This window comes from Pseudoalteromonas sp. PS5 (assembly GCF_004103255.1).
Taxonomy (GTDB): domain Bacteria; phylum Pseudomonadota; class Gammaproteobacteria; order Enterobacterales; family Alteromonadaceae; genus Pseudoalteromonas; species Pseudoalteromonas peptidolytica.
In genome coordinates, this window is record NZ_RCSQ01000030.1 from 48,181 (window position 1) to 73,035 (window position 24,855).

A 24,855-nucleotide genomic window follows, 5' to 3' on the forward strand; every position below is an offset into this window, starting at 1 on the left:
AAAAAACGTAAGCCAAAGCGTAAAGAGTCTAATATTCACTCGTTACTAGTCGAAATAGTTGTGGTAGAATCCACACCTTATCGCTACCACTCATCCATATTGTTGCTTTGTGTAGTAGCATCCAAGCAGAAAATTGAAGTGTACTGGCTTAAAACAAGAACAAATTAACAAAAAATTGTCTTGTAACTTTACTTATTCCCCGCTTTTGGGCAAAATCTGCATCGTTTAATTTAACCAAGAGGTGATACGCTACACATGGCGAAAGAAGACGTAATTGAAATGCAAGGCACTGTCCTTGATACGCTACCAAACACAATGTTCCGTGTTGAACTAGAAAATGGTCACGTGGTTGTTGCACATATTTCTGGAAAAATGCGCAAAAACTACATCCGTATTTTAACAGGTGACAAAGTTACTGTTGAAATGACGCCTTACGACCTAACAAAAGGACGTATTGTCTTCCGTGCTCGTTAATCTGCGTGTGTAGATTTGTACTAAGCTGAAGCCGTAAACTCGCTGATACCCAAGAAACTTCAAATCCTGTTGATGTTATTTAGGTATAGCCAAGTTCATTCATATCATTAGTACACACGAACGACTTACATTGAGCTTATCTGATGATGACATCGTAAATTAAGCTCGATGGTAACAAAAAGCCCAGTTTTTCTGGGTTTTTTGTCGTCTGAAGCGCCTACTTCCATTGTCACTTCCCCATCAAAAGCAGCATCATGGTCTTCCCCACTCGTTAATCTGCGTGTGTAGATTTGTACTAAGCTGAAGCCGTAAACTCGCTGATACCCAAGAAACTTCAAATTCTGTTGATGTTATTTAGGTATAGCCAAGTTCATTCATATCATTAGTACACACGAACGACTTGCATTGAGCTTACCTGATGACTATTTAGTGGCTAGGCTTAGTAGCTCTAAATGCGCAATGGTCTTAGGGATTCGGAATATCATTATGACAACAAAAAACCCAGCTATGCTGGGTTTTTATGAGCACTATAGAGAAGGTAACCTAATACTACTTATGCCGACACGGCTTCAGTTTGATACTCAAAAGACAGTTTATTGTCCTTCACAGTTACTTTCACAGTACCACCATCAGACAAATGGCCGAACAATATTTCGTTCGCAAGTGGCTTTTTCAAGTTATCTTGAATAACTCTTGCCATCGGACGAGCCCCCATGGCTTTGTCATAGCCAAGATCTCCTAACCAATCTCTCGCTTGTGTTGTCAACTCTAGGTTAACTGACTTTTTATCAAGCTGAGCTTGTAGTTCGACGATAAACTTATCAACCACTTGCAAAATAACCTCTTTCTCAAGGTGATTAAACCAAATGATGTTATCCAACCGGTTTCTAAACTCTGGCGTGAACACTTTATTGATTTCTACCATCGCATCATGAGAGTAATCTTGCTGCTGGAATCCAATTGATTGACGAACCGTCTCTTGAACACCGGCATTTGTCGTCATCACCAGTACAACATTTCTAAAGTCTGCTTTGCGACCGTTGTTATCGGTCAAAGTACCATGGTCCATAACCTGCAACAGAATATTGTAGATATCAGGGTGAGCTTTCTCAATTTCGTCAAGTAATACGACTGCATGAGGGTGCTTTATGGCAGCTTCGGTCAATAACCCACCTTGCTCAAACCCAACATATCCAGGAGGAGCACCGATTAATCGGCTCACGGCATGACGCTCTGCATATTCTGACATATCAAAGCGTATAAACTCGATGCCCATACACTTAGCAAGTTGTTTGGTCACTTCAGTTTTACCCACTCCCGTAGGCCCTGCAAACAAAAACGAGCCAACCGGCTTGTCTTCATTAGCCAGACCTGAGCGAGACAACCGGATTGCTGACGTTAACGCATCAATAGATTCGTCTTGGCCAAATACCAACATTTTTAAATTGCGGTCTAGGTTTTTCAACGTTTCTTTATCGCTTGACGATACGCTTTGTTGAGGGATACGAGCCATCTTGGATACAATTGCTTCTATATCAGCAACACTGATTGTTTTTTTGCGTTTTGATGAAGGCTGTAACCTTTGGTTTGCTCCAGCTTCATCGATGACGTCAATTGCTTTGTCAGGTAAATGACGTTCGTTAATATACTTTGCACTAAGCTCAGCCGCAGCCTTCAATGCTTTTTGAGTATAACGAATACCATGATGCTCCTCATAACGTTCTTTCAACCCGTTAAGTATCTTGGTGGTATCTTCTACACTAGGCTCAACAACATCAATTTTTTGGAAACGACGAACAAGCGCTCGGTCTTTCTCAAAAATGTTTTTAAACTCAGAGTAGGTAGTTGAACCCATACATCTTAGTTGCCCACTGGATAACAGTGGTTTAATTAGATTAGACGCGTCCATTACACCACCAGATGCGGCTCCTGCACCAATGATAGTGTGAATTTCGTCAATAAAGAGGATAGCGTGAGGTTTAGCTTGAAGCTCTTTAAGCAAGGCTTTAAAGCGCTTTTCAAAGTCTCCACGATATTTCGTTCCGGCTAGAAGTGCCCCCATGTCCAATGAGTAAACTACGGCATCCGATATTACATCAGGTACCTGATTATTTACGATACGATACGCAAGTCCTTCAGCAATTGCCGTTTTACCGACACCAGCTTCTCCCACCAATAATGGGTTATTTTTCTTACGACGACACAGGACTTGAACCGTGCGCTCAACCTCCTCGTCACGCCCAACAAGCGGGTCTATTCGCCCCGATTCAGCTTGAACGTTAAGGTTAGAGGTAAAGTTTTCCAGTTTGGTTTTTTCTTCCTGCTGCATTTCACCGCTATCATCTTGCATCTCTTCGTGATCTTCTTGTTCTCCATCGTCCTCAATCTTTGAGATACCATGGCTGATAAAATTCACGATGTCTAAGCGGCTAACGTCCGATTTTTTAAGTAAATAGACTGCCTGACTTTCCTGTTCGGAAAAAATAGCGACGAGTACATTTACTCCTGTCACTTCAGAGCGGCCTGAAGATTGAACGTGGAATACGGCACGTTGAAGGACACGTTGGAAGCCAAGTGTCGGTTGAGTTTCTCTGTCTTCCTCTAAATCAGGAATAACAGGTGTCGTTTCATCAATAAACTCTGATAGCTCACGCTTCAGGCTAGTCATATCGACACCGCAAGCATCTAGCGCTTCACTAGCAGAAGGGTTATCGATCAATGCAAGTAATAAGTGCTCGACCGTCATAAATTCATGACGACGAGAACGAGCCTCGCGAAACGCGGCGTTAAGAGTAAGTTCTAAGTCTTTGTTTAGCATTGGCAACCCCCAACAAGAAATTTATAGGTCATTCCTGCTCACAACTACAGAGCAGCGGATGCTCATTGTCACGAGCATATCGGTTTACCTGCTCAGCCTTTGTATTGGCAATATCAGCAGGGTACACTCCACATACCGCTTTTCCCTTGTGATGCACTTCAAGCATCACCTCAGTTGCTCTCTCGCTATCCATATTGAAGAATGTCGTCAATACCTCGACAACAAAATCCATGGGTGTGTAATCATCATTGTTTAAAATCACTTTATATTTTCGTGGTGGCTGAAGCTGCTGCTTCTGCTCTTCACGAACGGCGTCCAATACACCCGAATCTTTTGTCCCACTCATAATTAAATATAGTCTTGTCTTATATACTCAAGCAAATAGAATTGAGAAATAAATAAAATGTTAAAAAAAAGAGCAAAAAACTTGACTGCTTGCTCATATAAACTACAGTCTTACATGACTGTCTAATCTATGGGCAGTTTAGCAAAATTAAAAGAGTAGATTAACTTTAATTTAGTCAACTTATAGAAGGATGTAGAAGTATGGCTTGCGGAAAAGTCAAATGGTTCAACAACGCCAAAGGGTTTGGTTTCATCGTAGAAGACGGCAGTGACGAAGATATCTTTGCGCATTACTCAACGATTGTAATGGATGGATACAAGACGCTTAAAGCTGGTCAGGATGTATCATTCGAGCTACAAGAAGGCCCTAAAGGGCTTCACGCTACCAACATTTCTCCTATTACGGAAGATGTTGTGTAAGACGTGGTAGTTTTTGGCTAAAGCGGGTTACATTCGTGCTCGCTTATTCCCCCCAAATTTTAACTAATCTTTCTTCACTTCATGCTAATACGCATTCACTTTTGTCCTAATTGTTATAACTTTTCACTTTTATACTTTAAATTTAATAATTAGCCCCCATATGCAAACATTGTTAGACTAAAGCACGGTTGCAAAGCGCAATAAAGGTTGGTTAGATATTCTTATTTAAAGTGTAAAGCCTTACTCTAAAAACTGAGGCAAGTAACAATATCTAACAAACCTGCTAACGTAACGCTAACTAGCTCACAGTTGTGTGGGCAGTTACTAAAGCCTCTATATCTATAATTGTTTTTGTTTTCAATTTACCGGTTGGTAAATAGGTTAGAAGCTTAGAAATCGCGTTGCTTAGTCCTAATAGCAATTGTTGAACGGCGCAAGCCCACAACTATCTAGGAATGATGATGACATCGAAAATTATCTACACCAAAACAGATGAAGCACCAGCACTAGCCACTTATTCGCTCCTGCCAATCATCCAAGCATTCACCAAGCCTGCAAATATCGAAGTAGAAACTCGCGATATTTCTCTAGCAGGACGCATCATTGCAACTTTCCCTGAATATTTAAAAGAAGAACAACGCATTGGTGATGCGCTAGCGGAATTAGGCGAACTTGCAAAGACGCCTGAAGCAAACATCATCAAATTACCAAACATCAGTGCGTCTATTCCACAGCTTCGTGCTGCAATCAAAGAATTGCAGGCAAAAGGCTACGCGTTACCTGACTACCCTTCAGAGCCTAAAACGGACGAAGAAAAAGACATTAAGGCGCGTTACGATAAAATTAAAGGCAGTGCTGTAAACCCTGTACTTCGTGAAGGTAACTCTGACCGCCGTGCTCCTACTTCTGTAAAAGGTTATGCGCGTAAAAACCCACATTCGATGGGTGCTTGGTCAAAAGACTCACAATCTTATGTAGCTTCAATGACTGACGGTGATTTTTTTGGTTCTGAGCAATCTGTAACTGTTAACGAAGCAACAGATGTGCGTATTGAGCACGTAGCGGCCAATGGCGAGGTAACCATATTAAAGCAAAGCACTCCACTTCTTGCAGGTGAAATTATTGATGCTTCACGTATGAGTGCCAGTGCACTACGCGAATTTCTTGCGGCACAAGTACAAGAAGCAAAAGATAAAGGTGTATTGTTCTCGCTGCACATGAAAGCGACGATGATGAAGGTATCTGATCCAATTATCTTTGGTCATGCTGTTAAGGTTTTCTATAAAGACGTATTTGAAAAGCATGCAGCGACATTTGCTGAAATCGGCGTTGACGCTAGCAATGGTATTGGCGACGTTTACGCTAAAATTGACTCTCTTGATGACGCAAAGCGCCAAGAGATTGAAGCAGATCTGAACGCAGTATATGAAACTGCGCCTGATATCGCGATGGTTGACTCTGACCGTGGTATTACTAACCTGCATGTTCCAAGTGATGTCATCATTGACGCGTCGATGCCTGCAGCTATTCGCTCTAGTGGTCAAATGTGGAATGCTGAAGGTAAACAACAAGACACCGCTTTTGTAATTCCTGATCGCTGTTACTCAGGCGTTTACAGTGCGACTATCGACTTCTGTAAAGAGCATGGTGCTTTTGATCCTCGCACTATGGGCACGATTCCAAACGTTGGCCTAATGGCTCAAAAAGCAGAAGAATACGGCTCACACGACAAAACCTTTGAAGCGCCTTCTGCGGGTACAATTCGTGTCGTTGATACAGCTGGTAATACATTACTTGAGCACACTGTTGAAGAAGGTGACATCTGGCGTATGTGTCAGGTCAAAGACGCACCAATTAAAGACTGGGTTAAACTTGCCGTGAATCGCGCTCGTGCAACCAATACACCTGCTGTATTTTGGTTAAATGAAAACCGTGCACACGATGCAGAGCTAATCAAAAAGGTCAATGCGTATCTTCCAGAGCATGACACAAATGGTCTTGAGATCTTGATCAAAGCACCTGTCGATGCGACTCTTTTCTCCCTTGAGCGTATGAAAAAAGGAGAAGACACGATTTCTGTAACAGGTAACGTGCTACGTGACTACCTAACAGATCTTTTCCCTATTCTTGAGCTTGGTACAAGTGCAAAAATGCTATCTATCGTACCACTAATGAATGGCGGCGGTTTATTCGAAACGGGGGCCGGTGGTTCTGCACCTAAGCATGTTCAACAATTCGAAAAAGAAAACCACTTACGCTGGGATTCTTTAGGTGAGTTCCTAGCAACTGCGGCTTCTTTTGAGCACTTAAGTCAAACAACAGGTAATGCTAAGGCGCAAGTTTTAGCTGATACTTTGGATGCAGCAACAGCTAAATTCCTTGACGAGAACAAGTCTCCTTCACGTAAAGTGAAAGAGCTGGATAACCGTGGTAGCCACTTCTATCTGGCAATGTACTGGGCGCAGGAACTTGCAGCGCAAGACCAAGATACTGAGCTTAAAGCCAAATTTGAAAATATAGCTGGCGAGCTGACTGCTAAAGAAAGCGAAATTGTTGCAGCATTGAACGAAGTTCAAGGTGTGTCAATGGATGTTGGCGGATATTACCAGCCAGAGGACGACAAAGCATTTGCAGCAATGCGTCCGTCATCTGTACTCAACGATATTTTAGCTTCACTTTAATGTTTAGTTAAACCACTAAAGGCGGCCAAAAGGCCGCTTTTTTGCTTTTGGGCGACACATTTGCTCAATTGCGTTAATATACTGCTTTTCGTGAAAACTAGGAATATGGCGATGAGCACAAGTAATAGAGCCAGCAAATCAAACTCCAGAGCACCGCAAAGAAAAAAGCCCCCTTTTCTTCAACGGTCTAGATCACGAAAGCCCCCGGTTAACCAAAGGCCGTTAAAGCCAACACTGCCGCCAGAGCAAGTCAAAGTAGTATTGTTTAACAAACCTTTTGATGTATTGTGTCAATTCACTGACGATCAAAACCGTAAAACCCTAGCCGACTTTATTGATATTAAAGATGTTTATGCTGCAGGTCGCTTAGACCGAGACAGCGAAGGGTTATTATTACTCACTAACTGCGGTAAGTTACAAAATAAACTGACCGCACCTAAGAAATCGACCTATAAAACATATTGGGTTCAAGTCGAAGGCATCCCCTCCAATGATAACCTTGATGCCTTGAGAAATGGAGTGGAATTAAAAGACGGGCCAACCTTGCCTGCAAAAGTAGAGGTAATAACTGAACCTGATATCTGGCCAAGAAACCCGCCTATTCGTGAGCGTAAGAATATCCCCACTACGTGGCTGTCAATCTCAATCACAGAGGGCCGTAATCGCCAAGTGCGAAGGATGACTGCACACATAGGCCATCCGACGCTCAGACTGATCCGTGCCCAAATCGGATCATACAGCTTGGGCAATTTAAAAAATGGTGAATACAAGGTGGTTTAGCACATTGCATATAGTGCTTTAACACCTACCACGGGCACTTCACAGACGTGCAATTTGAAGAGATTTAAGTATAATAAGCGCTTTCTTACTGAGCATTAAGATTAATAGCAAAATTATGAGCGATAATAGTCACATTAAAGTTATCGTCGGAATGTCCGGCGGTGTTGATTCTTCCGTATCTGCCTACCTTTTAAAACAGCAAGGATACCAGGTCGAAGGCCTGTTTATGAAAAACTGGGAAGAAGATGACAATGATGAGTATTGTGCTGCAGCTGAAGATCTAAAAGATGCTCAGGCAGTTTGTGACAAGCTAGGCATTGAACTACACACCGTCAACTTTGCCGCCGAGTACTGGGATAATGTGTTCGAACACTTCCTTGAAGAATACAAGGCGGGTCGTACGCCAAACCCAGACATCATGTGTAATAAAGAAATCAAATTTAAAGCATTTTTACAATTTGCTGCTGAAGCACTTGGCGCTGACTATATTGCGACAGGACATTACGTTCGACGAGCCGAGCGCGATGGTAAATTCGCTATGTTGCGTGGGGAAGACGAGAACAAAGACCAAAGCTATTTTCTTTACACGCTAAGTCATGAGCATATTGCGCAAACGCTTTTCCCTGTAGGTGAAATCGCTAAACCAGAAGTGCGCAAAATTGCGGAAGAACAAGGCTTAATCACACATGATAAAAAAGACTCAACCGGTATTTGTTTTATTGGTGAACGCAAATTTAAAGACTTTCTTGCGAAGTTTTTACCAGCGCAACCTGGTGTGATTGAGGATTGTGAAGGTAATCATGTTGGTGAACACGAAGGCTTGATGTACCACACGCTCGGTCAGCGCAAAGGCTTATTAATTGGCGGTTCAAAAGAAGGCAATGGTGAACCTTGGTATGTAGTAGACAAGGACATTGAAAGAAATGTTCTGGTTGTAGGTCAAGGAAAGAATCACCCTCGCCTATTCAGTAACGGTTTAAATGCTAATCAACTACACTGGGTTGACCGAGTAGGTCCCCAAGGTACGACACGTTGCACCGTAAAAACACGATATCGACAAACCGATATTCCATGTACGCTTTTAGTCGGTCAAGACGGCATGGCTCGCGTGCTATTTGATGAGCCACAAAAAGCGGTTACACCAGGACAATCGGCAGTATTCTATGCCGATGACGTATGCCTTGGTGGCGGGATCATTGAATCGGTAATTAAGTAATGCAAAATCAATCTGTAATGCCTTTGGCCGCGATGTGCCAAATCAGTAAACTGGTACAAAAATGTGCCCGCTACGGGACATTTAATGATAACGAAGTAGAAGGCTTTCTAAAGAGCATTATTAATACCGCCCCCGAGCGACCTGAAGATGTTTATCCAGATAAATTTGCAATTAAAGCTGGATGTAAAACACTGGTTGAGCAACTTTCTGCGGGCGGTGAGAAAGACGTTGAAATGGTTAAATACGTTGGCGCGATGATGCAACTGGAGAGAGTGTTAACAAACGACAGTAAATCACTCAACTTATTGGCACAAAAAATTGAACAGGTAGAGCGTCAACTTCTACACTTTGACATCTATGAAAGTCAAATCATTGCTTCCCTTGCCGATATATACGGACAAGTTATCAGCCCCTTAGGCCCTAAAATCCAAGTATTTGGCAAGCCTGAGCTATTAAAACAACCTGCTACGCAACAAAAAATCCGAGCATTACTGCTTGCAGGGATCCGCAGTGCTGTATTGTGGCGTCAACTCGGTGGAAAACGTCGTCACTTCTTCTTTGCGAAGAAAAAAATCATCAGCGCGGCAAAGAGTTATTTGTAAATTCGTAGTGGCGCCAAAGCCACTCTAAAAGTATCGTTCAAAACAAACAGTTAGGAGTTATTATGGAGCTTTCAGCGTTAACCGCTATCTCTCCTGTGGATGGTCGCTATGGTAGCAAGACTAAAGAACTGAGAAGTATCTTCAGTGAATTTGGCTTGATAAAGTATCGCGTCATCGTAGAAGTTCGTTGGTTACAAGCATTAGCGAGCAGCGACGCCATCACCGAAGTACCAGCTTTCAGCGATGAAGCAAATGCACTTCTAGATAGCATTGTTGAAAACTTCAGCGAAGCAGATGCTGCACGTGTCAAAGAGATTGAACGCACCACCAACCACGACGTTAAAGCTGTAGAATACCTTCTTAAAGAAAAAGTAGCGGATAATGCCGAGCTACATGCTGTTAATGAGTTTATTCATTTTGCCTGTACCTCTGAGGACATCAACAACCTGTCACACGGTTTGATGCTTACAGAAGCCCGCGACAACGTGCTACTGCCTTATTGCGATGAGTTACTCGCTGCGATTAAAGAAAAAGCTGTAGAATACAAATCTATCCCAATGATGACTCGTACTCACGGCCAACCGGCTTCGCCATCAACCATGGGCAAAGAGTTTGCAAATGTTTATGTTCGCCTTCAGCGCCAACGCCAGCAGATCGCAAATGTACAGTTACTAGGTAAAATTAATGGTGCAGTTGGCAACTATAATGCGCATTTAAGTGCATACCCAGATTACGACTGGCATGCTCACAGCGAACGGTTTGTCTCAAGTTTAGGCCTGACGTGGAACCCGTTCACTACTCAAATCGAACCGCATGATTACATTGCTGAACTGTTTGATGCTATCGCTCGCTTCAACACCATATTAATCGACTTTGATCGTGACGTTTGGGGTTATATTGCGCTCAATCATTTCAAGCAAAAAACGATTGCAGGCGAAATTGGTTCATCAACAATGCCACACAAAGTTAACCCTATCGACTTTGAAAACTCCGAAGGTAACCTTGGCATTGCTAACGCTATTTTCGCTCACCTAGCACAAAAGCTGCCTGTATCACGCTGGCAACGTGACCTGACGGACTCTACAGTATTACGTAATTTAGGCGTTGGTATGGGTTATGCGCTGATAGCCTACCAAGCAACGCTTAAAGGTGTTAGTAAGTTAGAAGTAAATGCAGAGCGTTTACTGGCAGAGCTTGATGACAACTGGGAGCTTTTAGCTGAGCCTATCCAAACAGTGATGCGTAAGTACGGTATTGAAAAACCATATGAAAAGCTAAAGGATCTTACTCGCGGTAAGCGTGTCAACCAAGAAATCATGGCTGATTTTATTGATAACCTAGCGTTGCCTGATGAAGTAAAATCACAGATGAAAGAAATGACGCCAGCGAACTACATCGGTCGTGCTGAAGCGTTTATTGATGAACTAAACTAAGTGTAAAATCACTCTGTTTTAACACCAGTTCAGCACTATTTAGTCTCAAATGTAGATTTAATCCGCTGTGAATTGGTATAAGATAAGCGAAAGAGTCTGCCTCTTTCGCTTTTTTTATCTCAGGGATCCCCTCATGTATCAACTGCAAATAAATGATCTAACATTCGGCCAATTTCTTGAGCAATATTGGCAAAAAAAACCACTATTGATCAAACAAGGTTTTCAGAATTTTATCGATCCAATTGCCCCGGAAGAACTTGCCGGCCTCGCAACAGAAGACTGTATAGAGTCGCGTATCGTTACTAACCACCAAGACAAATGGGAAGCGTACCACGGTCCATTCGAACAGTTTGAGTTACTAACTGACAGTAACAGTACACTGCTTGTTCAAGCAGTTGATCATTGGCATCCACAAGCCGCGGAATTAGTAGAAGCATTTAGATTTATTCCAAATTGGCGAATAGATGATTTAATGATCAGCTATTCCACACCAGGAGGCGGCGTAGGACCGCATTTAGACCAATATGATGTCTTTATTATTCAAGGACAAGGAAAACGCCATTGGCGAGTTGGCCTTCGTGACGATAGTTTAAAACAGTTCGCTCAAAACAAAAGCCTACTTCAAGTTGAACAGTTCAATGCAGTCATAGATGCGGTACTCGAACCTGGGGATATTTTATACATACCACCAGCTTGTCCCCATGAGGGCTATGCTGTCGAAAACGCCTTAAATTACTCTGTCGGTTTTAGAGCCCCAGATCAAAAAGACTTACTTTCTAGCTTCGCGGATCACATTATTGATATGGAAGCAGGCAAGAAAAGATTCAGTGATCCTGATCTATCCCCCCGAGCATCCATAGGTGAAGTAGCAGCCTCAGACAAACAGCAGATCCACACTATGCTTCACGATTTAATGAAAGACGATAAACTTTATAGTAGTTGGCTTGGAAAAACGCTAAGCGAGCCAAAGCATGAAATGGACTTAGCCCCCCTCGATCCACCACTGGAGTTACAAGATCTTGATGAAATCGCAATAGAAAACCCGATAATTTATCGCGCAGGTGGCGTGCGAGCAATTTATCAAATCTGTGAGACACATGTTTTGCTTAGCGTAAATGGTGAAAACTACACGTTGAGCCATCATTGTTTAGAGGCAATTAAACAATTGACCGATCATACGACGATAGACTTTAAGGCAATAATTCCTGCTTTAGATAGCTTGGAATTTAAACAAACGTTAACTAAACTGTTTAATGATGGGACGTACTTCGTTGAAGACAGTGATCCAGAAGAAACTGACGACGACGATAGCTGGGAGTAACGCCTGTTAGAACAAGATAGTCGCGTTCACAATAACAATAACATACTGCAAGTCTCTGCACTTATAGAGGCTTGTCTGCTCTAACTTGTCATGAACAGGGAATGCAGGTGTAATCTGTATATCGAGGGCAGTATGAGTTATAGAATTAGTCGAGTAAATTGGCAGGCCAAAAAGTTGAGCTCAAAGCAATACGAGAGCGGGTATTTGTTTGCGAGCTTCATATCCCAAAAGACGTAGAGTTTGACCAACAAGATATTACCGCCGAGCATTTAATTATCATTGATGACCACGATGGTGCCGTCGGCACTGGGCGGTTATGTCAGGACGGTTTGCTTAGTCGGATCGCCATATTCAAATCACACCGTAACAGAGAGGCCTACTCTTCCCTTATTAGTGGGCTCGTTGATATCGCAAAAGATAAGGGGCTGGAAAATATTTATATCCAGTGCATTCTAGATGAAGTACCGGAATTCTTACAATCTGGGTTTTCAGAGCACGGGCACGTTTTTATGGAAGCAGGCATTCCAAGACAGCGCTTGAAATGCCCTATCCAAGCTTTAAAAACAGAGCCGTTTACTATGCTTCACTAGCCCAGAGCTCTTCTTTAGCAAATAAGTCGTATAAACCATGCGCTCGGTTAATCAATAAATTTGCAAATTGAGCTTGGGTCTTTTCTACCGGCTTAGTGGCCATAATTTCATCGGCTTTGAGCTGCCAATGAAATGAGAAAGAGCGCAGCGCATCCCTTGGTGTTGCAGCTGCTGAGGACTCAATATGATCAGTGGGTAGGTTTCCGGTAATGACCCAGTACCGTTTTCCATTTTGGCCCTTTATTTTCCAAAGTGCCACTAAAGGTTCTATATAGCGGCATTCTTTTTCTATGATACTTTCAGGCAATATTCCTTTGTCTGCAAGGTGCTTCTGCGCAGCCTGCACACAGCTACGTTGCCATTGAATAGACCTTTCACGCTGTTGCTCCGGCGTCAGCGCTTCTTGTTGTGGTTGATTTTGTTCTTCACTCATTACTTGCCCTTGTTATTCTTATTCGGTAAACCGCAAGGCTACTCTACAGTAGCACCGGTAGATTTAATTCAAACGCGTTGTTCTACGCCTACGAAGTACCCCGATACTAAGCTTTTGCAGACACAACAGCAATGACAACTTATAAAATTAAGGCACAGATGATTATTTTCTATGCTGTAAGTTTCGAGAAAGTTTACTGGCTTACTCTAGCTGCAATGAAAAAACATGAACTTCAAGGAATATCATTATGGCTAGAAAACTACTTAACCTCGTCACCACTATGTCTATTATTTGTAGCACACAAGCATTAGCAGACGCGCCACCAGAATCACTGCAACTAAAATGGGGAATTGGTGCAGCAATTATTTCTCAAGACCAAGGCTACGTTGGCATAGGTAATGAAACTGAGTTTGTCCCAGCTGTTGCCATCCAGTATGGCAACTTTAGCTTACTTGGACCAAGAGCGAATTATAAGGTCTACCAAACTGAGCAGTTTGAGATCAGCCTTTCTGCACACCTCAGGCTAGACGGCTTTGAGGCAAACGATAGTGATTACTTTATCGGTATGGAAGACAGAGACATGAGCTTCGATGCTGGTTTTGAGATGGAGTACGATACCAGTTTTGGTGAGTTTGGCTTTGAATTTATGCACGATGTCAGTAGCACACACAAAGGTTATGAAGCCAGTGTGAGTTATGGCGTGCCATTTAGATTTGAAGATGGTCGCGTCTTCCCCTACATCGCCGCAAACTTTCAAAGTGAGGATCTGGTTGATTATTACTACGGCGTTCAAGCCACTGAAGCACTGACCAATAGAGCCTTTTATCTTGGTGATTCAAGTACTGCTTTTGAAGTCGGCATACAAAGCGACTGGTTTTTGGGCAAGCATCATATGATTAAAGCTGACATAAGTTACACCAGCTATGGCAGCGAGATCAAAGACTCACCGCTTGTAGACGCTTCAGGCAGCGCACAAATTATTCTTGGATATGTCTATGTTTTTTAAATTCATTTTTTTGTTATTCACTACAGCCCTGCTGGGCTGTAGTGTTGAGCCAAAAGAAGAAGTGGCTGAATACATAGTAAAACCAGAGGTCTTCGAAGCTGTAGAGCTGGTTGAGACGGTTCCTACTAAACGCTTTTACAGCACAATTACTGGGAGTGATGTTGTCGACGTCGCCTCACTCAGCACTGCGCGAATAAAGTCATTATCGGCTTTGCCGGCAACGAGTTGTCAAAGGCGAAGTGCTTGCTGCACTGTATTCGCCGACTTTGGAGACACAATTACGTGACAAGCAATCCCAGCTTGCGAGCGCTCAGCAAGCACAAGCACAAGCAGAGCGGGATTTTGAACGACTCAAAAAGCTATTGGCTAAAAAGCTCGTTTCAGACTCTGTTTTAGATATTGCAAGACTTGAACTCAATCAACAAGTTCAACAAGTTCGTTCAGCGAAAGTGCTGCTTGAAGAGGCAAGAAACATGTTAAATGAGCAGCAGATTGTAGCGCCAAGTGATGGCATCATAACGAACAACTATGCACGTGCAGGGGATGTTGTTGATGCTGGTCAGCCCATCTTCCAATTACAAACACTAGCAACATTAAAAGCTGAGTTTCTATTACCTGAGCAAGAATATATTGATTTAGCTATCAATCAAACCGTTACTATCTATGTGCCATCAATCAACAAAACGTTAACGGGCAAAGTAATCGAGAAAAGCCTGCCATCAATGACTGTGGGACGTTTATTTAAATTAACCGTGGATTTAAATCATCAAAGCCCTGAATTAGTTGGGTTACTTAGTCGCCTTGAACTTGCAATTACTCATGATCCCCTATTTCGCGTTCCAGCTTCTGCAATTCATTACGACCTCAACAAGCAAGCTTATGTTTTTGTTGCCCAGCCAGAGCTTGAACGGTTTTCTGTCAATGTACTTGGTAACGAAGGAGATAAAGTATTAGTGACCGCGCCAAGACTTGCAGGTCAAGACGTGCTAGTCACCTCCGCCGCCAAATTGGGGGTGAATTTAGCCATGCTAAGAGGCCAAGATAATGATAAAAAATAGACTGAGTTTATATGCTTCAACACGCTTAGTCCTTGGGCTATCACTACTCCTCGTTATTACAGGGTTATTCGGTTGGTTTAATGCAAAAAGCCAAGAAGATCCTAGCTTTCCTTATCGCAATGGTTTTATTCAGATAACTATCCCGGGTCAAAGTGCTACCCAATTAAATGATAGCATCGTCAAACCACTAGAACGCAGCCTCGCCAAAATTGAGCAAATTAATACAATTCAATCTAGGATCCGTTTCGGTAATGCCACTATTGACATAGAGCTTAACGAGCAAGAATATAACACTGATTTGATATGGCAGCGGATCAAAGAGGAAGTTGCGCCCTTTCGCACAGGGCTAAATGGCGGCTCAATTCAGGTTATGGACAGAGCACAAGATACGCAGGGGATCTTACTTGTCGTTCAGACCGGGAATGGGTTGGCTATGGATCGTAAAATAGCAGTAAAAATACGCGATGAATTACGCCAGCTTGCCGTCGTAAGGGAAGCGACATTAATTGGTGACCCAGGCATTGAACTGGCTATCGGTTATTCTCAGCACCGAATGTTAGCTCTGGGGCTCACACCGACAGCCATCGCACAGCAGCTAAGAGATGCCAATAAACAAAATAATCTTGGTGTGCTTTCTAACAATCTCAGTAACCTTGCATTGCTGTCCATTAACCACCTCAACCAAGACGAGAAAATTGCTGATGTACAGCTAACCACACCTGAAGGTGCGAAGGTGCCACTGGGTAGCATTGCAGATATCCATTACAGAGCGCAACCAACAGCAACTGAACAGTTTTGGAAAAATGGCGAACAGGTTATCGGCATCGCCCTTTCCTTACCGCCAAATCAAGTAAATATTGAAGCCGCTGGGAATACGATTAAACAAGCCGTGACTGACATCAATACACGATATGACAACACACCAGTGTCCATAGAGATTTTTCAGCCAGATTGGTCAGAGAAACGGCGTGACGGTTTAGTTAATTCGCTTATTCAAAGCTGTATTGGTATCGGTGTCATTCTTCTGCTATTTCTGTCGATACAAAGTGCGGTCATTATAAGCCTGACCGTACCTGCTATTGTCTTATCGTCTATTGCATTATTCACCACTTTTGACGGCGTTATCCACCAGATGACCATTGCCGGTCTGGTGCTGTCACTCGGTTTAATGGTCGATAACTGTATTATTATTGCTGAACGACTAAGCCATCATAGTAATAAAGGTGTAACGGTAGCAAAAGCAATAACACGCTCGGTCATTGAGTTAAGAAAACCGCTTGCGGCCGCAACCGCCACCACGATTGCTGCTTTTATCCCAATGTTGCTTGCCAAAGGCAGTGTTGCAGATTTTATCGCAACAATCCCTATATTGGTGATTATTTGTATCTCTTTGAGCTACCTTGCTGCACTAATACTCATACCCATCTTGTTTGCTCATATTCATGTTTCAAATACTAGACTTGAAAAATGGCAGCGCCACTTCGCAGACGCTCTGTCAAAGCTCGGGTATCATTTATCCGCTCTTGTGCTAAAAAAGCCTGTGATAACGCTCACCCTAGCTGCAGTGCTTGTCACCGCACTACTTTCGTTGCCAAGCGCTAATGGTCAATTTTTTCCAAGCGCGAACCGTAATCAAATATATATCGATGTGCAATTACCGCTCTCTAGTCATATCGACACCACAACTCAAACCGCAAATGAGGTGGCTGATTTTGCCAGTCGCAATAAACACGTCACCGATGTCATGGTTTTTAGTGGCTTTTCAGGTCCAAGGTTTTACTATAACCTCGCACAAAAGCCTGGCGAAACTCATATTGCTCGCGTAGTGGTAACACTTACAGAGGACGTAAATCCGGTTGAATTTTCGCAATCACTAAATAGTGTGCTAATACAGCAATTTCCCGAAGTACTGATCAAAGCCCAAGAATTAGGACAAGGGCCACCAATTGAAAGCCCAATTGAGCTAAGGCTCACAGGCAATGATCAAACCGCCCTATTCAATGCCGCAGAAGCCATGTTTTTAGAACTTCGCCAGCATCCAGAAGTCGTTTCTCCATACAGAAATTATAGTTTCGGTGCGCCCGCTATCAACTTAGACATAGACCAACTCGCTTTGTCTGCTTTTGGGTTACGTCACGAAGAAATAGCTGATTATATCGCTTGGAGAAGCTCAGGGCTGCGGGTAACCACGCTTGATTATAATTTTGAACCTGTAGAGCTTGTTCTCTTTGACCCGAGCTCAACCCAAAGCAGTGTTGATATGGTAAATACACAGGTACTATTGCCCCAATATGCCACCACAGCACTTTCTGGACTGGTATCGGCAAATATTGTCAATGCACCTCCTTTTATTGAACGACGCAATGGTGAATTTATCATGTCAATAAAGGCGGATGTACTACCTAGCAGTGATGAAGAAAATATATTACAGACGTTACAGCCAACGCTGGAAGGTATAGCCAAACAACACCTTGTAAAGCTTAGCTTTGGCGGCGAACTAGAAGAGTCAGAAGAAGCCAATGGCGCGTTACTACAAACCCTTCCTTTTGGCATCGCACTCTTGTTTGCCGCATTGATGGTGCAGTTTAATTCTTATCGCCTAACCGCCTTGGTTATGCTGACCATACCGCTTGGTATTATTGGTGCACCGGCGATGCTCGCAATTACCGGGATCCCCTTCGGCTTTATGTCAATCTTAGGCGTACTCGCACTCATGGGAATTGTGGTAAATACTGCTATTTTATTGATCGAAAATGCGCTCAACCACTTACAACAAGGTTGTACACTAGAAGAGGCAATTTGCTTATCGGTACAAAACCGTATTCGTCCTGTTATAGTGACCACATTAACCACAATAATCGGCATGTTGCCGTTAACATCAAGCGCCAGCCCATTATGGCCACCATTGGCTTGGGCTGTGATTGGTGGTTTGTTGACCTCAACTCTATTGAGCATGCTGGTATTACCTGTATTACTCAAGCTGATACTTGCAGGCAAGCGTTTCCAGCAAAGCCAGAACATAACACAAAAAAGGAGCTTACAAACGAATGAGAGTGCTAATTACTGAGGATAACCAGCAGCTTGCTGAATTTATTCAACAAGCTATCGCCCAAGATGGCCATGCTGCTGATATTGCCATAACCGCAGCACAAAATACGCAATTGATGCAAAGTTGGCAGTATGACGCTCTCGTTTTAGACCTTGGTTTGCCCGATAAAGACGGGTTAGAGGTCATTCGCGAGATCCGCAAACAACAAAATACGCTACCCATACTTATTCTCACAGCGCGCGGAAGTGTAGATGACCGCATTAAAGGTCTTGATTTGGGGGCTGATGATTATCTCAACAAGCCCTTTGCCATTGATGAGCTAAAAGCAAGGTTAAGAGCACTACTGCGTCGCCCAAGTAGTTACACCGCAAATCTGCTCACCCATAATAATGTGTCGCTCGATACCAAAGCAAGAAGGGTTACCGTCTGTGGTGAAAACTTAACAATGGGAAAAACTGAAGTGGCCATCTTGGAATATCTGCTCCGAAATGCAGGGTTAACGGTGGGTAAAGATGCCTTATATGATGCAATATACGCCATGGGATTTGAAGTAACAGATAATGCAATTCAAGTCGCGGTTCATCGGATCCGTAAAAAATTAGAGTCATCTAATGCACAAACGACCATTAATACCCTACGTGGCATAGGATATATTTTGACATGAAACCGATTTCTTTGGCCAAAAAAATCTATCTGCATTTCTTTATTATCGGTTCCAGCGTATTTAGTTTAATTGGAATAAGTTTGTACTTATTTTCAACTAATTACGCTAACTTAGCCGTAAAAGAAAGTATGTTTGGGATGAGTGAAGATATTCAAGAGCAGCTATCATTTAACAGCAACCGTGAGCTAGTCTATAAATCTGATAATGTTGCAGAAAAGTGGGGATATGACGCTTTATATAACAATTTGGTTTTCAGGGTAACCCATGGCGAAACGAACGAGACACTGCTTCAATCGACGTCCAACATCACTAGTTCTGCGGCACTTCAAGCTTTAATGGACAACCAAGATATTCCTGTTGGCTACTCTCATTTAAAGGGCATAGACCGTTACCGTATAGAAACAGAAATAGATAACGTACCTGTTAATATCTACCTAGGTAGAAACGATCTGCTTGGTGAGCTTGCAAACGAAGCGGTTATGCCTGCACTTAGCCAAGTGTCTATCTTTATTATCATTGCCGCATTTTTTGTATTTATGCTAGTGGGATACCTTTCGATCCGCTCGATTGTGAAACCAGTAAAAAGTGTTGCGGCACAATTGGCACGAGTAAGACCCGAGCAACTTAACTTCCGCCTGAGCGAGCAAGGTTTACCCGTTGAAATTGTACCTATTGTGCATTCGCTAAACCAAGCAATTGCACGGGTCGAAACTGGGTTTGATGAACAGAAGCGTTTTGTTGCAAATGCCGCCCATGAATTAAAAACGCCGCTTGCTATTTTAAACACGAGAGTGGAGTTGGCAAAACTGGATAAAAACACCCATGCTGGCATTTTAGCTGATGTTAGCTATATGACTCGGGTGGTACAACAACTACTTGACTTATCGCGTGCCCAGAGTCTCGACGCTTATGCAAAGCAACCACTTAGTATCACCCCTCTGGCAAAAGAAGCTTGTATGATGCTGGCTCCTTTATCTGTTACGTTGAACAAACAATTAGAATTAGAGATAGACGAAAATGGTGAGATGTTTGCAGGCGATCAGTCTTCTATTCACATCATGATCAAAAATCTTATCGAGAATGCGTTACGCCATAGCGCAGAAGGTGCACTAATAAAAGTACATGCGTCGGGAAACAGTATTTCGGTGATGGACAGCGGGCCTGGAATTGACATTCAAAACTACGAAAAGATCTTTGAACGTTTTTGGCGCAAAGAGCAATCATCAATGACCGGAAGCGGCCTTGGCCTTGCCATCGTAAAAGAAGTGGTAGATTTACATCATGCCACTTTAGACGTTACCTGCAAGAACACACTTGGTGGTGCAACATTCAGTGTCACCTTCTCAACACTAAACTCGTAACTAACCTGAGGCTTAGATAAAAAACAGCTAACCCATTTTTTAATATCACATTAAATTATACCCTTATCTAGCTAGACAGTTTTGGGAATAACACCGCTTCCGCGTCCTACTCTCGCTACGGTGTCTGCATCCTGTAAGCAAGGTGAATTTACGCAGTTAGCGCTAAAACTGCCTGCTAGAAAGGCATTAATTACGAAGATTAGGTAGTAGTTTTTAACGGGCCATACAAGTATCAACCAATGTCTGACGTAAAAACTGGTTAACTTGCATTTGCACTTTTTTATTGAAACTATAGTGCCCGCCATCCATTGCAATATGTTCAAATGGATAAGAAAATTTGGCTGTTTGTAGACTCGACTCTATATGCTGTGACATTTGATAAGATGGCCAGATCTCGTCATGTTTTGCCGACACCAGTAATATTGGTCCATTGATTTTTTCTACAGGGATCTTTGCCGCTGCAACTGCTTCTGCACTCGCCTCACTCAGTGCTTGATTAAAAGCTGGAGTAAACTCTCCTGTGATATTGCCTTTTTGCATTTTCCATGAGAGTAAGGGCGCATCAATATAATCAAGTGGTGTCCCATTTAGCGACCAACTTGAGCGAGACGAAAGTGTTTTAACTGCATTCCAGCTAACATGGCTGGGCATTACTGAAACAACATGATTAATTTCATTAAAGTGTGCGCCTAACAATAGTGCAAGTTCAGCCCCCTTGGAGAAACCATAAACTGCGACACATTTTTCATCTATCATGGGATCTTTCGTCAGCGTGATTATTCGATCAGCAATTTTATTCAGCGATAATTCTGCCGCACTGCTTGGCGTGTTTTGAGTACCGTAATATCCCATTGCGGCAACAGATACACCAATGTCATTAAAACCATCAAGAAAAGGTCGCCAATGGGGAGCTGAGAGTGTATTTCCCCCTTCACTTCCCCCCAGTACAACGACCAAAGGCCGAGGTTGACCCTCTTGTATAAACTGCTTCCTCACATCGGGCTGCGCGTCATTTGAACAAGCCGCAAGTAACCCTACCAAAGCCAATGGCATAATAAATTTCATCATGTTAATTCCTAACTATTTAATTGATCAGTTTTTGTTTGAGTATTTTTGCGCCGTTTCGGCTCGTGATAACTTGCTGGTTGCTACCACGTAATTTCACCAAATAACCCCCCGTGACCCAACGTTCAAACGAGGCGATGGCTTCTTGATTAATAACGGTGTCGCGGTGGACTCTTAAAAATTGCGCGGGTAATTGAGCTTGTAACTCATCCAATGAACCATCTAACGGAAAGTGTTGATCGGCGCAATAAGCGTAGGCTTGACCAAACTCAAGCTTGATGACATCAATACGGTTAGTGTCAATCAATACGATTTTCCCTGCCACTTTACTCGGTAATTTTATGTCTACAGGTGTGCTCGCGATAGCATCTACTTTGGATAACGCTAATGAAAGTCGCTCGTTATTATATGGTTTGAGTAAATAATCAACTGCACCAAGTGTGAAAGCATCAACAGCAAACTTGCTATGTGCTGTGGTAAAAATTATTGCCCCCATAAAACCCGTGGCCTTAAGTTTTAAGGCCAAAGCCATGCCATTGATACTTGGTAGGTTAATATCAACAAATAGCAAATCGATATTGCCATTGTTGCCGCTATTTAAGAATGCGATTGGATCCCTGTATGTGCCAACGACTTTATGTGTAGATACTAGTGATAGCTGCATAAGCAATTTTTCTATTGCGGGTTGCTCATCTTCAATGATGACGATATTTAACATACTTGCCCGTTCCTTTTTAATCTAAAGCGTACAACGGCACCAGCGGATCTTTCTTCGTTGCTTAGTTCCAACTCTGAACTTGCTTCTAGGCGAAGTCGAGATCGAGTAATTGAGAGCCCTAAGCCGGCTTTCTCTGGCTGTGCCAAGAGTGCGCCACTAAACCCTACACCATTGTCCCTCACCTCATAAAGTACCTCATCGCCTTCAGCTGCAATCAACACTTTGATATTCAGTGGATTTACCTTTGCATGCTTTATGGCATTTTCTAAAATAGGTTGTAGGAGCATTGCCGGCATTTCCTCGTTAATTAAGGACTCATCGACTTCAAATGTAATCGAAAGGTTTTCACCAAACCGGCAAGTTTCAATTTCAACCCATTGATTTAAGTTCACTAATTCATCGGCTATCGTTACCCTTTTTGCATCTTCTTCCGTTACCACAGAATGCTTTAATGAATAACGTAATACAGCAGCCAGGTTATGAATAAGCGTACCAGCAGTCTCGGGATGATGTTTTAAAAACGCAGAAATCGTATTGAGACTATTAAACATAAAATGTGGATTTAATTGGCTGTGTAGTAGTCTGATCTCGGCGAGCTGCCGAAGTTGCTTTTCTTGTTTTAAATGACGTTGAGATAGATAAAACGTAGTCGCAACAAAAATACCCGCAGACCAAGGTAGTGCAATCGCTGCGGCTTCGAACAAGGTAAAAGTTTGAGTATTTATCAAAAGGCTTCTAAGTACACCCCACGACATGCAACCAAGCACCATAAAGCAATAAAAAATCGTATATTGCAGTGGCCAGTTAGAGAGCTTGAAGCGCTGAACACCGAGATAACTTAACACCATTGGCAGCCAGTAAAGACAAATCACGGCGAGAATCGATGATAGTAAAATATTCACCGAAAGGTGCATTCCTCTTTGCACCCAGTCAGTTAAACTAATAGCAAGGCTGATAGCCGCGATGCTCGCGAGCATCACGAACTGCTCTTTTGGCCGTAAAATAAGATCTACCATAATCAATACAAGTTGCTACCTATATTTTTATAGTACTCAACTGAAGTGAAAAAGCATGTAGATTATTGCTAAATGGTCATTTTTTAATGCTGATTGGTTGATTGTTTAATTATTGAACGCGTTTGAATAGGTTGAGCCTCAAAAATAGCGCCTTTTTATCGGTGCGAATACATTTCCACGTAAGCTCGACTAACTCTAAATAAGACTTGAGTTCAAAAAATACTGAAACTAATGACACCCACCGCTTATAATAGTGGGTGTCGGCATTGTTTACGTGTTATGCGCAATTTACTCTATTGTATAAACGACATAAACTGTTGCTGTAGCTCTCATTTTTCCGATTTCGAACACGCTTGACTTTGGCGGTACTCTATATCTTACTTGACCAGAACCATATGATTGCCCGTAGATACTTTGGTTAGGATACAAATTATAGGTTTCCTCTTGTCGAGTTTTAAACTCAGAGACAGAATAAATACCTTTTAGTCTTTTACCCTGAATTTCAGCAATTTCTTGAGCTTTTAATTTTGCATCTTTGACAGCTAACATTAAAACACTTTTCTTAACCGCGCGTTCATCATTCATTTCAACGCTTGAAGTTATTTTTGATGTTATATCAGCAGAAATTAACGCATCATTTAATAATGGGTATTTAGCTAAGCTTTTTAAAACTATATCTATACCTCGACTAACTCTTGTTCCATTATCAACTTTATTACCGTTTTCCGTTTCTATAGCAGGAAAAACTTGGATTGGCGTTGCTGTAATTTCGTTGGCTTCGATACCTAACTTTTTCGTTGCTTCGAAGATTTTCAATGACTTTTCATCTATTTCTAACTTTGCAAGATTCGCATCTAAGTTTGTAGAAACAATAGAGATCGATATTTTAATTTGATCGGGAGTAATCTCTTTTTCTGCATACCCTTCAACATATATATGAGGTTCATTGGGAATTACCGAAGCAAAAGAAGAAACTGAAAATATTGACAGGAGTATAAAGATAGTTTTCATGGATAACCTTTTATCAGATAACTGCGAAGTCTAATTTGCGTATAACGCCTGATTAAGAAGCAAGAAATTGTTGGTTATAATTTGCGACGAAGGAGCACAAGTCAAGTGTTTTACGTACCTTGAGTAAATTGTTAGGTATACATTACTCAGCGTACTCAGATAAATACAGTTTAATGAAACTAGTGACCCCCACCACTAATAACAATGTGTGTCTGCATTGCTTTTTGACAAGTTTGTGTGCGGGGAATAACATACAAGCTTATCATCTGGATTGTAACACCGATCTATTTCGCCATCATTATCACTGTCATGTGGGTGTGTATACTCTGGGTTAGAGTCTGGCGGACACTGATTTACTTGCTCGCTAAATTCAGAGACAGCCCCGTAATTGTGTACGCCTGACACAGGCGGATTAATATGCGCTTTTCTCCATGTCGTCGTATAATTTACGACAAACTTTTTAGTTTTATCACCTGTACCAACAAAGTAGCCACCGGAATTTGTTGTTACAACATATAAATTGGTATAGGCTTTGTCATGCTCTGATAAAAACCAATTTGAACAGATACTTAAGTCTACTTTTGCTGGCGTAGTATTCCCACCGTAAAACTTTCCAAATATAACGCACCAATACGAAAGTACTTCAACCGTTTCTGGTTCAACCCACTGAGCATCATCTGGATAACCTATCGGTTGTTCATTTGCCGAAAGATCAAAAAAAGCGAAGATTAATAGAAAAGAAACAAATAAGCGCATATCAACTTCCTATGTCGAAATAAATTATAAACAGCACC

Annotated in this window: 22 protein-coding genes and 1 pseudogene; 15 read left to right on the forward strand and 8 right to left on the reverse strand. The window is 42.3% G+C overall.

The window, feature by feature from the left end; translation table 11 throughout:
• The first annotated feature begins 255 nt into the window (after nucleotides 1-255).
• Entirely contained in the window at nucleotides 256-474 is a 219-nt protein-coding gene (gene infA, locus D9603_RS03910; protein ID WP_058029687.1) for a translation initiation factor IF-1, read from the forward strand.
• A gap of 553 nt (nucleotides 475-1,027) precedes the next feature.
• Here infA and clpA read toward each other — a convergent pair.
• Nucleotides 1,028-3,292 carry an ATP-dependent Clp protease ATP-binding subunit ClpA gene (gene clpA / locus D9603_RS03915; protein WP_125254437.1) on the reverse strand — a complete coding sequence of 755 codons (2,265 nt, stop codon included), beginning with the start codon at nucleotides 3,290-3,292 and terminating at the stop codon, nucleotides 1,028-1,030.
• A 28-nt stretch (nucleotides 3,293-3,320) separates the two neighbouring features.
• Complete coding sequence (clpS, locus tag D9603_RS03920) at nucleotides 3,321-3,638, reverse strand: ATP-dependent Clp protease adapter ClpS (RefSeq protein WP_128730272.1); 318 nt, start codon at nucleotides 3,636-3,638, stop codon at nucleotides 3,321-3,323.
• A gap of 200 nt (nucleotides 3,639-3,838) precedes the next feature.
• On the opposite strand from clpS, the gene cspD reads away from it, so the two are divergent.
• The 8 genes and pseudogenes from cspD (at nucleotide 3,839) to D9603_RS03960 (ending at nucleotide 12,680) form a co-directional block, all read left to right on the forward strand.
• Nucleotides 3,839-4,057 carry a cold shock domain-containing protein CspD gene (gene cspD, locus D9603_RS03925; protein WP_125254439.1) on the forward strand — a complete coding sequence of 73 codons (219 nt, stop codon included), beginning with the start codon at nucleotides 3,839-3,841 and terminating at the stop codon, nucleotides 4,055-4,057.
• A gap of 461 nt (nucleotides 4,058-4,518) precedes the next feature.
• Nucleotides 4,519-6,738, forward strand: a complete 2,220-nt coding sequence (locus D9603_RS03930) for an NADP-dependent isocitrate dehydrogenase (RefSeq protein ID WP_128730274.1) — start codon at nucleotides 4,519-4,521, stop codon at nucleotides 6,736-6,738.
• A 111-nt stretch (nucleotides 6,739-6,849) separates the two neighbouring features.
• Complete coding sequence (locus D9603_RS03935) at nucleotides 6,850-7,518, forward strand: pseudouridine synthase (RefSeq protein ID WP_128730276.1); 669 nt, start codon at nucleotides 6,850-6,852, stop codon at nucleotides 7,516-7,518.
• Between the two features lie 115 nt (nucleotides 7,519-7,633).
• Nucleotides 7,634-8,734 carry a tRNA 2-thiouridine(34) synthase MnmA gene (gene mnmA, locus D9603_RS03940; RefSeq protein WP_125254442.1) on the forward strand — a complete coding sequence of 367 codons (1,101 nt, stop codon included), beginning with the start codon at nucleotides 7,634-7,636 and terminating at the stop codon, nucleotides 8,732-8,734.
• Nucleotides 8,734-9,336: a high frequency lysogenization protein HflD gene (gene hflD / locus D9603_RS03945; protein ID WP_128730278.1), complete on the forward strand. Its 603-nt coding sequence runs from the start codon at nucleotides 8,734-8,736 to the stop codon at nucleotides 9,334-9,336. Before mnmA ends, hflD begins: the two co-directional genes overlap by 1 nt.
• Before the next feature lie 62 nt (nucleotides 9,337-9,398).
• Nucleotides 9,399-10,769, forward strand: a complete 1,371-nt coding sequence (gene purB / locus D9603_RS03950) for an adenylosuccinate lyase (RefSeq protein WP_128730280.1) — start codon at nucleotides 9,399-9,401, stop codon at nucleotides 10,767-10,769.
• 133 nt (nucleotides 10,770-10,902) lie between these two features.
• Nucleotides 10,903-12,090, forward strand: coding sequence for a cupin domain-containing protein (locus tag D9603_RS03955; RefSeq protein ID WP_128730281.1), 1,188 nt, complete (start codon nucleotides 10,903-10,905; stop codon nucleotides 12,088-12,090).
• Between the two features lie 132 nt (nucleotides 12,091-12,222).
• Nucleotides 12,223-12,680, forward strand: a pseudogene (locus D9603_RS03960) (GNAT family N-acyltransferase).
• On the opposite strand, the gene D9603_RS03965 reads toward D9603_RS03960, so the two are convergent.
• On the reverse strand, nucleotides 12,667-13,113 hold the full coding sequence (locus tag D9603_RS03965; RefSeq protein ID WP_125254129.1) for a DUF4826 family protein: 447 nt from the start codon (nucleotides 13,111-13,113) through the stop codon (nucleotides 12,667-12,669). The pseudogene D9603_RS03960 and the gene D9603_RS03965 overlap by 14 nt on opposite strands.
• A gap of 247 nt (nucleotides 13,114-13,360) precedes the next feature.
• Between D9603_RS03965 and D9603_RS03970 the strand changes: the two genes are divergently transcribed.
• From D9603_RS03970 to D9603_RS03995, 6 genes are read left to right on the forward strand one after another with little or no spacing between them, the layout of a single operon-like run.
• The gene (locus D9603_RS03970; protein WP_128730283.1) at nucleotides 13,361-14,119 is read left to right on the forward strand and encodes a MipA/OmpV family protein; all 759 of its coding nucleotides are present in this window, start codon (nucleotides 13,361-13,363) and stop codon (nucleotides 14,117-14,119) included.
• Nucleotides 14,109-14,405, forward strand: a complete 297-nt coding sequence (locus D9603_RS03975) for a hypothetical protein (RefSeq protein WP_128730285.1) — start codon at nucleotides 14,109-14,111, stop codon at nucleotides 14,403-14,405. Before D9603_RS03970 ends, D9603_RS03975 begins: the two co-directional genes overlap by 11 nt.
• Nucleotides 14,359-15,177 (forward strand): efflux RND transporter periplasmic adaptor subunit, encoded by an 819-nt coding sequence (locus tag D9603_RS03980; RefSeq protein WP_128730287.1) that lies wholly within the window; start codon nucleotides 14,359-14,361, stop codon nucleotides 15,175-15,177. The genes D9603_RS03975 and D9603_RS03980 overlap by 47 nt, the downstream gene beginning before the upstream one ends.
• Nucleotides 15,164-18,244: an efflux RND transporter permease subunit gene (locus tag D9603_RS03985; protein ID WP_128730289.1), complete on the forward strand. Its 3,081-nt coding sequence runs from the start codon at nucleotides 15,164-15,166 to the stop codon at nucleotides 18,242-18,244. Before D9603_RS03980 ends, D9603_RS03985 begins: the two co-directional genes overlap by 14 nt.
• Nucleotides 18,225-18,890: a response regulator gene (locus D9603_RS03990; protein ID WP_128730291.1), complete on the forward strand. Its 666-nt coding sequence runs from the start codon at nucleotides 18,225-18,227 to the stop codon at nucleotides 18,888-18,890. Before D9603_RS03985 ends, D9603_RS03990 begins: the two co-directional genes overlap by 20 nt.
• On the forward strand, nucleotides 18,887-20,251 hold the full coding sequence (locus D9603_RS03995; RefSeq protein ID WP_128730293.1) for an ATP-binding protein: 1,365 nt from the start codon (nucleotides 18,887-18,889) through the stop codon (nucleotides 20,249-20,251). Before D9603_RS03990 ends, D9603_RS03995 begins: the two co-directional genes overlap by 4 nt.
• A gap of 213 nt (nucleotides 20,252-20,464) precedes the next feature.
• Here D9603_RS03995 and D9603_RS04000 read toward each other — a convergent pair whose 3' ends face one another.
• The 5 genes from D9603_RS04000 to D9603_RS04020 form a co-directional block, all read right to left on the reverse strand.
• Entirely contained in the window at nucleotides 20,465-21,319 is an 855-nt protein-coding gene (locus tag D9603_RS04000; protein ID WP_241651571.1) for an acyl-CoA thioester hydrolase/BAAT C-terminal domain-containing protein, read from the reverse strand.
• A 16-nt stretch (nucleotides 21,320-21,335) separates the two neighbouring features.
• A complete protein-coding gene (locus tag D9603_RS04005; RefSeq protein ID WP_128730295.1) occupies nucleotides 21,336-22,034 on the reverse strand; it encodes a LytTR family DNA-binding domain-containing protein in 699 nt (232 codons plus the stop codon).
• Entirely contained in the window at nucleotides 22,028-23,050 is a 1,023-nt protein-coding gene (locus D9603_RS04010) for a histidine kinase (protein ID WP_128730327.1), read from the reverse strand. Before D9603_RS04010 ends, D9603_RS04005 begins: the two co-directional genes overlap by 7 nt.
• A 288-nt stretch (nucleotides 23,051-23,338) precedes the next feature.
• A complete protein-coding gene (locus tag D9603_RS04015) occupies nucleotides 23,339-24,061 on the reverse strand; it encodes an SIMPL domain-containing protein (RefSeq protein ID WP_128730296.1) in 723 nt (240 codons plus the stop codon).
• Between the two features lie 195 nt (nucleotides 24,062-24,256).
• Nucleotides 24,257-24,817 (reverse strand): hypothetical protein, encoded by a 561-nt coding sequence (locus D9603_RS04020; RefSeq protein ID WP_128730298.1) that lies wholly within the window; start codon nucleotides 24,815-24,817, stop codon nucleotides 24,257-24,259.
• Nucleotides 24,818-24,855 lie beyond the last annotated feature (38 nt).

Excerpts from the sequence above, each read along its gene's own strand:
- D9603_RS04000 (WP_241651571.1), bottom strand. The coding sequence starts at position 21,319 with ATGATGAAATTTATTATGCCATTGGCTTTGGTAGGGTTACTTGCGGCT.
- purB (WP_128730280.1), top strand. The coding sequence starts at position 9,399 with ATGGAGCTTTCAGCGTTAACCGCTATCTCTCCTGTGGATGGTCGCTAT.
- D9603_RS03935 (WP_128730276.1), top strand. The coding sequence starts at position 6,850 with ATGAGCACAAGTAATAGAGCCAGCAAATCAAACTCCAGAGCACCGCAA.
- cspD (WP_125254439.1), top strand. The coding sequence starts at position 3,839 with ATGGCTTGCGGAAAAGTCAAATGGTTCAACAACGCCAAAGGGTTTGGT.
- hflD (WP_128730278.1), top strand. The coding sequence starts at position 8,734 with ATGCAAAATCAATCTGTAATGCCTTTGGCCGCGATGTGCCAAATCAGT.
- D9603_RS04020 (WP_128730298.1), bottom strand. The coding sequence starts at position 24,817 with ATGCGCTTATTTGTTTCTTTTCTATTAATCTTCGCTTTTTTTGATCTT.
- D9603_RS03985 (WP_128730289.1), top strand. The coding sequence starts at position 15,164 with ATGATAAAAAATAGACTGAGTTTATATGCTTCAACACGCTTAGTCCTT.
- D9603_RS04015 (WP_128730296.1), bottom strand. The coding sequence starts at position 24,061 with ATGAAAACTATCTTTATACTCCTGTCAATATTTTCAGTTTCTTCTTTT.
- D9603_RS03930 (WP_128730274.1), top strand. The coding sequence starts at position 4,519 with ATGACATCGAAAATTATCTACACCAAAACAGATGAAGCACCAGCACTA.
- D9603_RS03970 (WP_128730283.1), top strand. The coding sequence starts at position 13,361 with ATGGCTAGAAAACTACTTAACCTCGTCACCACTATGTCTATTATTTGT.
- mnmA (WP_125254442.1), top strand. The coding sequence starts at position 7,634 with ATGAGCGATAATAGTCACATTAAAGTTATCGTCGGAATGTCCGGCGGT.
- D9603_RS03955 (WP_128730281.1), top strand. The coding sequence starts at position 10,903 with ATGTATCAACTGCAAATAAATGATCTAACATTCGGCCAATTTCTTGAG.
- clpA (WP_125254437.1), bottom strand. The coding sequence starts at position 3,292 with ATGCTAAACAAAGACTTAGAACTTACTCTTAACGCCGCGTTTCGCGAG.
- D9603_RS03990 (WP_128730291.1), top strand. The coding sequence starts at position 18,225 with ATGAGAGTGCTAATTACTGAGGATAACCAGCAGCTTGCTGAATTTATT.
- D9603_RS04005 (WP_128730295.1), bottom strand. The coding sequence starts at position 22,034 with ATGTTAAATATCGTCATCATTGAAGATGAGCAACCCGCAATAGAAAAA.
- infA (WP_058029687.1), top strand. The coding sequence starts at position 256 with ATGGCGAAAGAAGACGTAATTGAAATGCAAGGCACTGTCCTTGATACG.
- D9603_RS03995 (WP_128730293.1), top strand. The coding sequence starts at position 18,887 with ATGAAACCGATTTCTTTGGCCAAAAAAATCTATCTGCATTTCTTTATT.
- D9603_RS03965 (WP_125254129.1), bottom strand. The coding sequence starts at position 13,113 with ATGAGTGAAGAACAAAATCAACCACAACAAGAAGCGCTGACGCCGGAG.
- clpS (WP_128730272.1), bottom strand. The coding sequence starts at position 3,638 with ATGAGTGGGACAAAAGATTCGGGTGTATTGGACGCCGTTCGTGAAGAG.
- D9603_RS04010 (WP_128730327.1), bottom strand. The coding sequence starts at position 23,050 with ATGGTAGATCTTATTTTACGGCCAAAAGAGCAGTTCGTGATGCTCGCG.
- D9603_RS03975 (WP_128730285.1), top strand. The coding sequence starts at position 14,109 with ATGTTTTTTAAATTCATTTTTTTGTTATTCACTACAGCCCTGCTGGGC.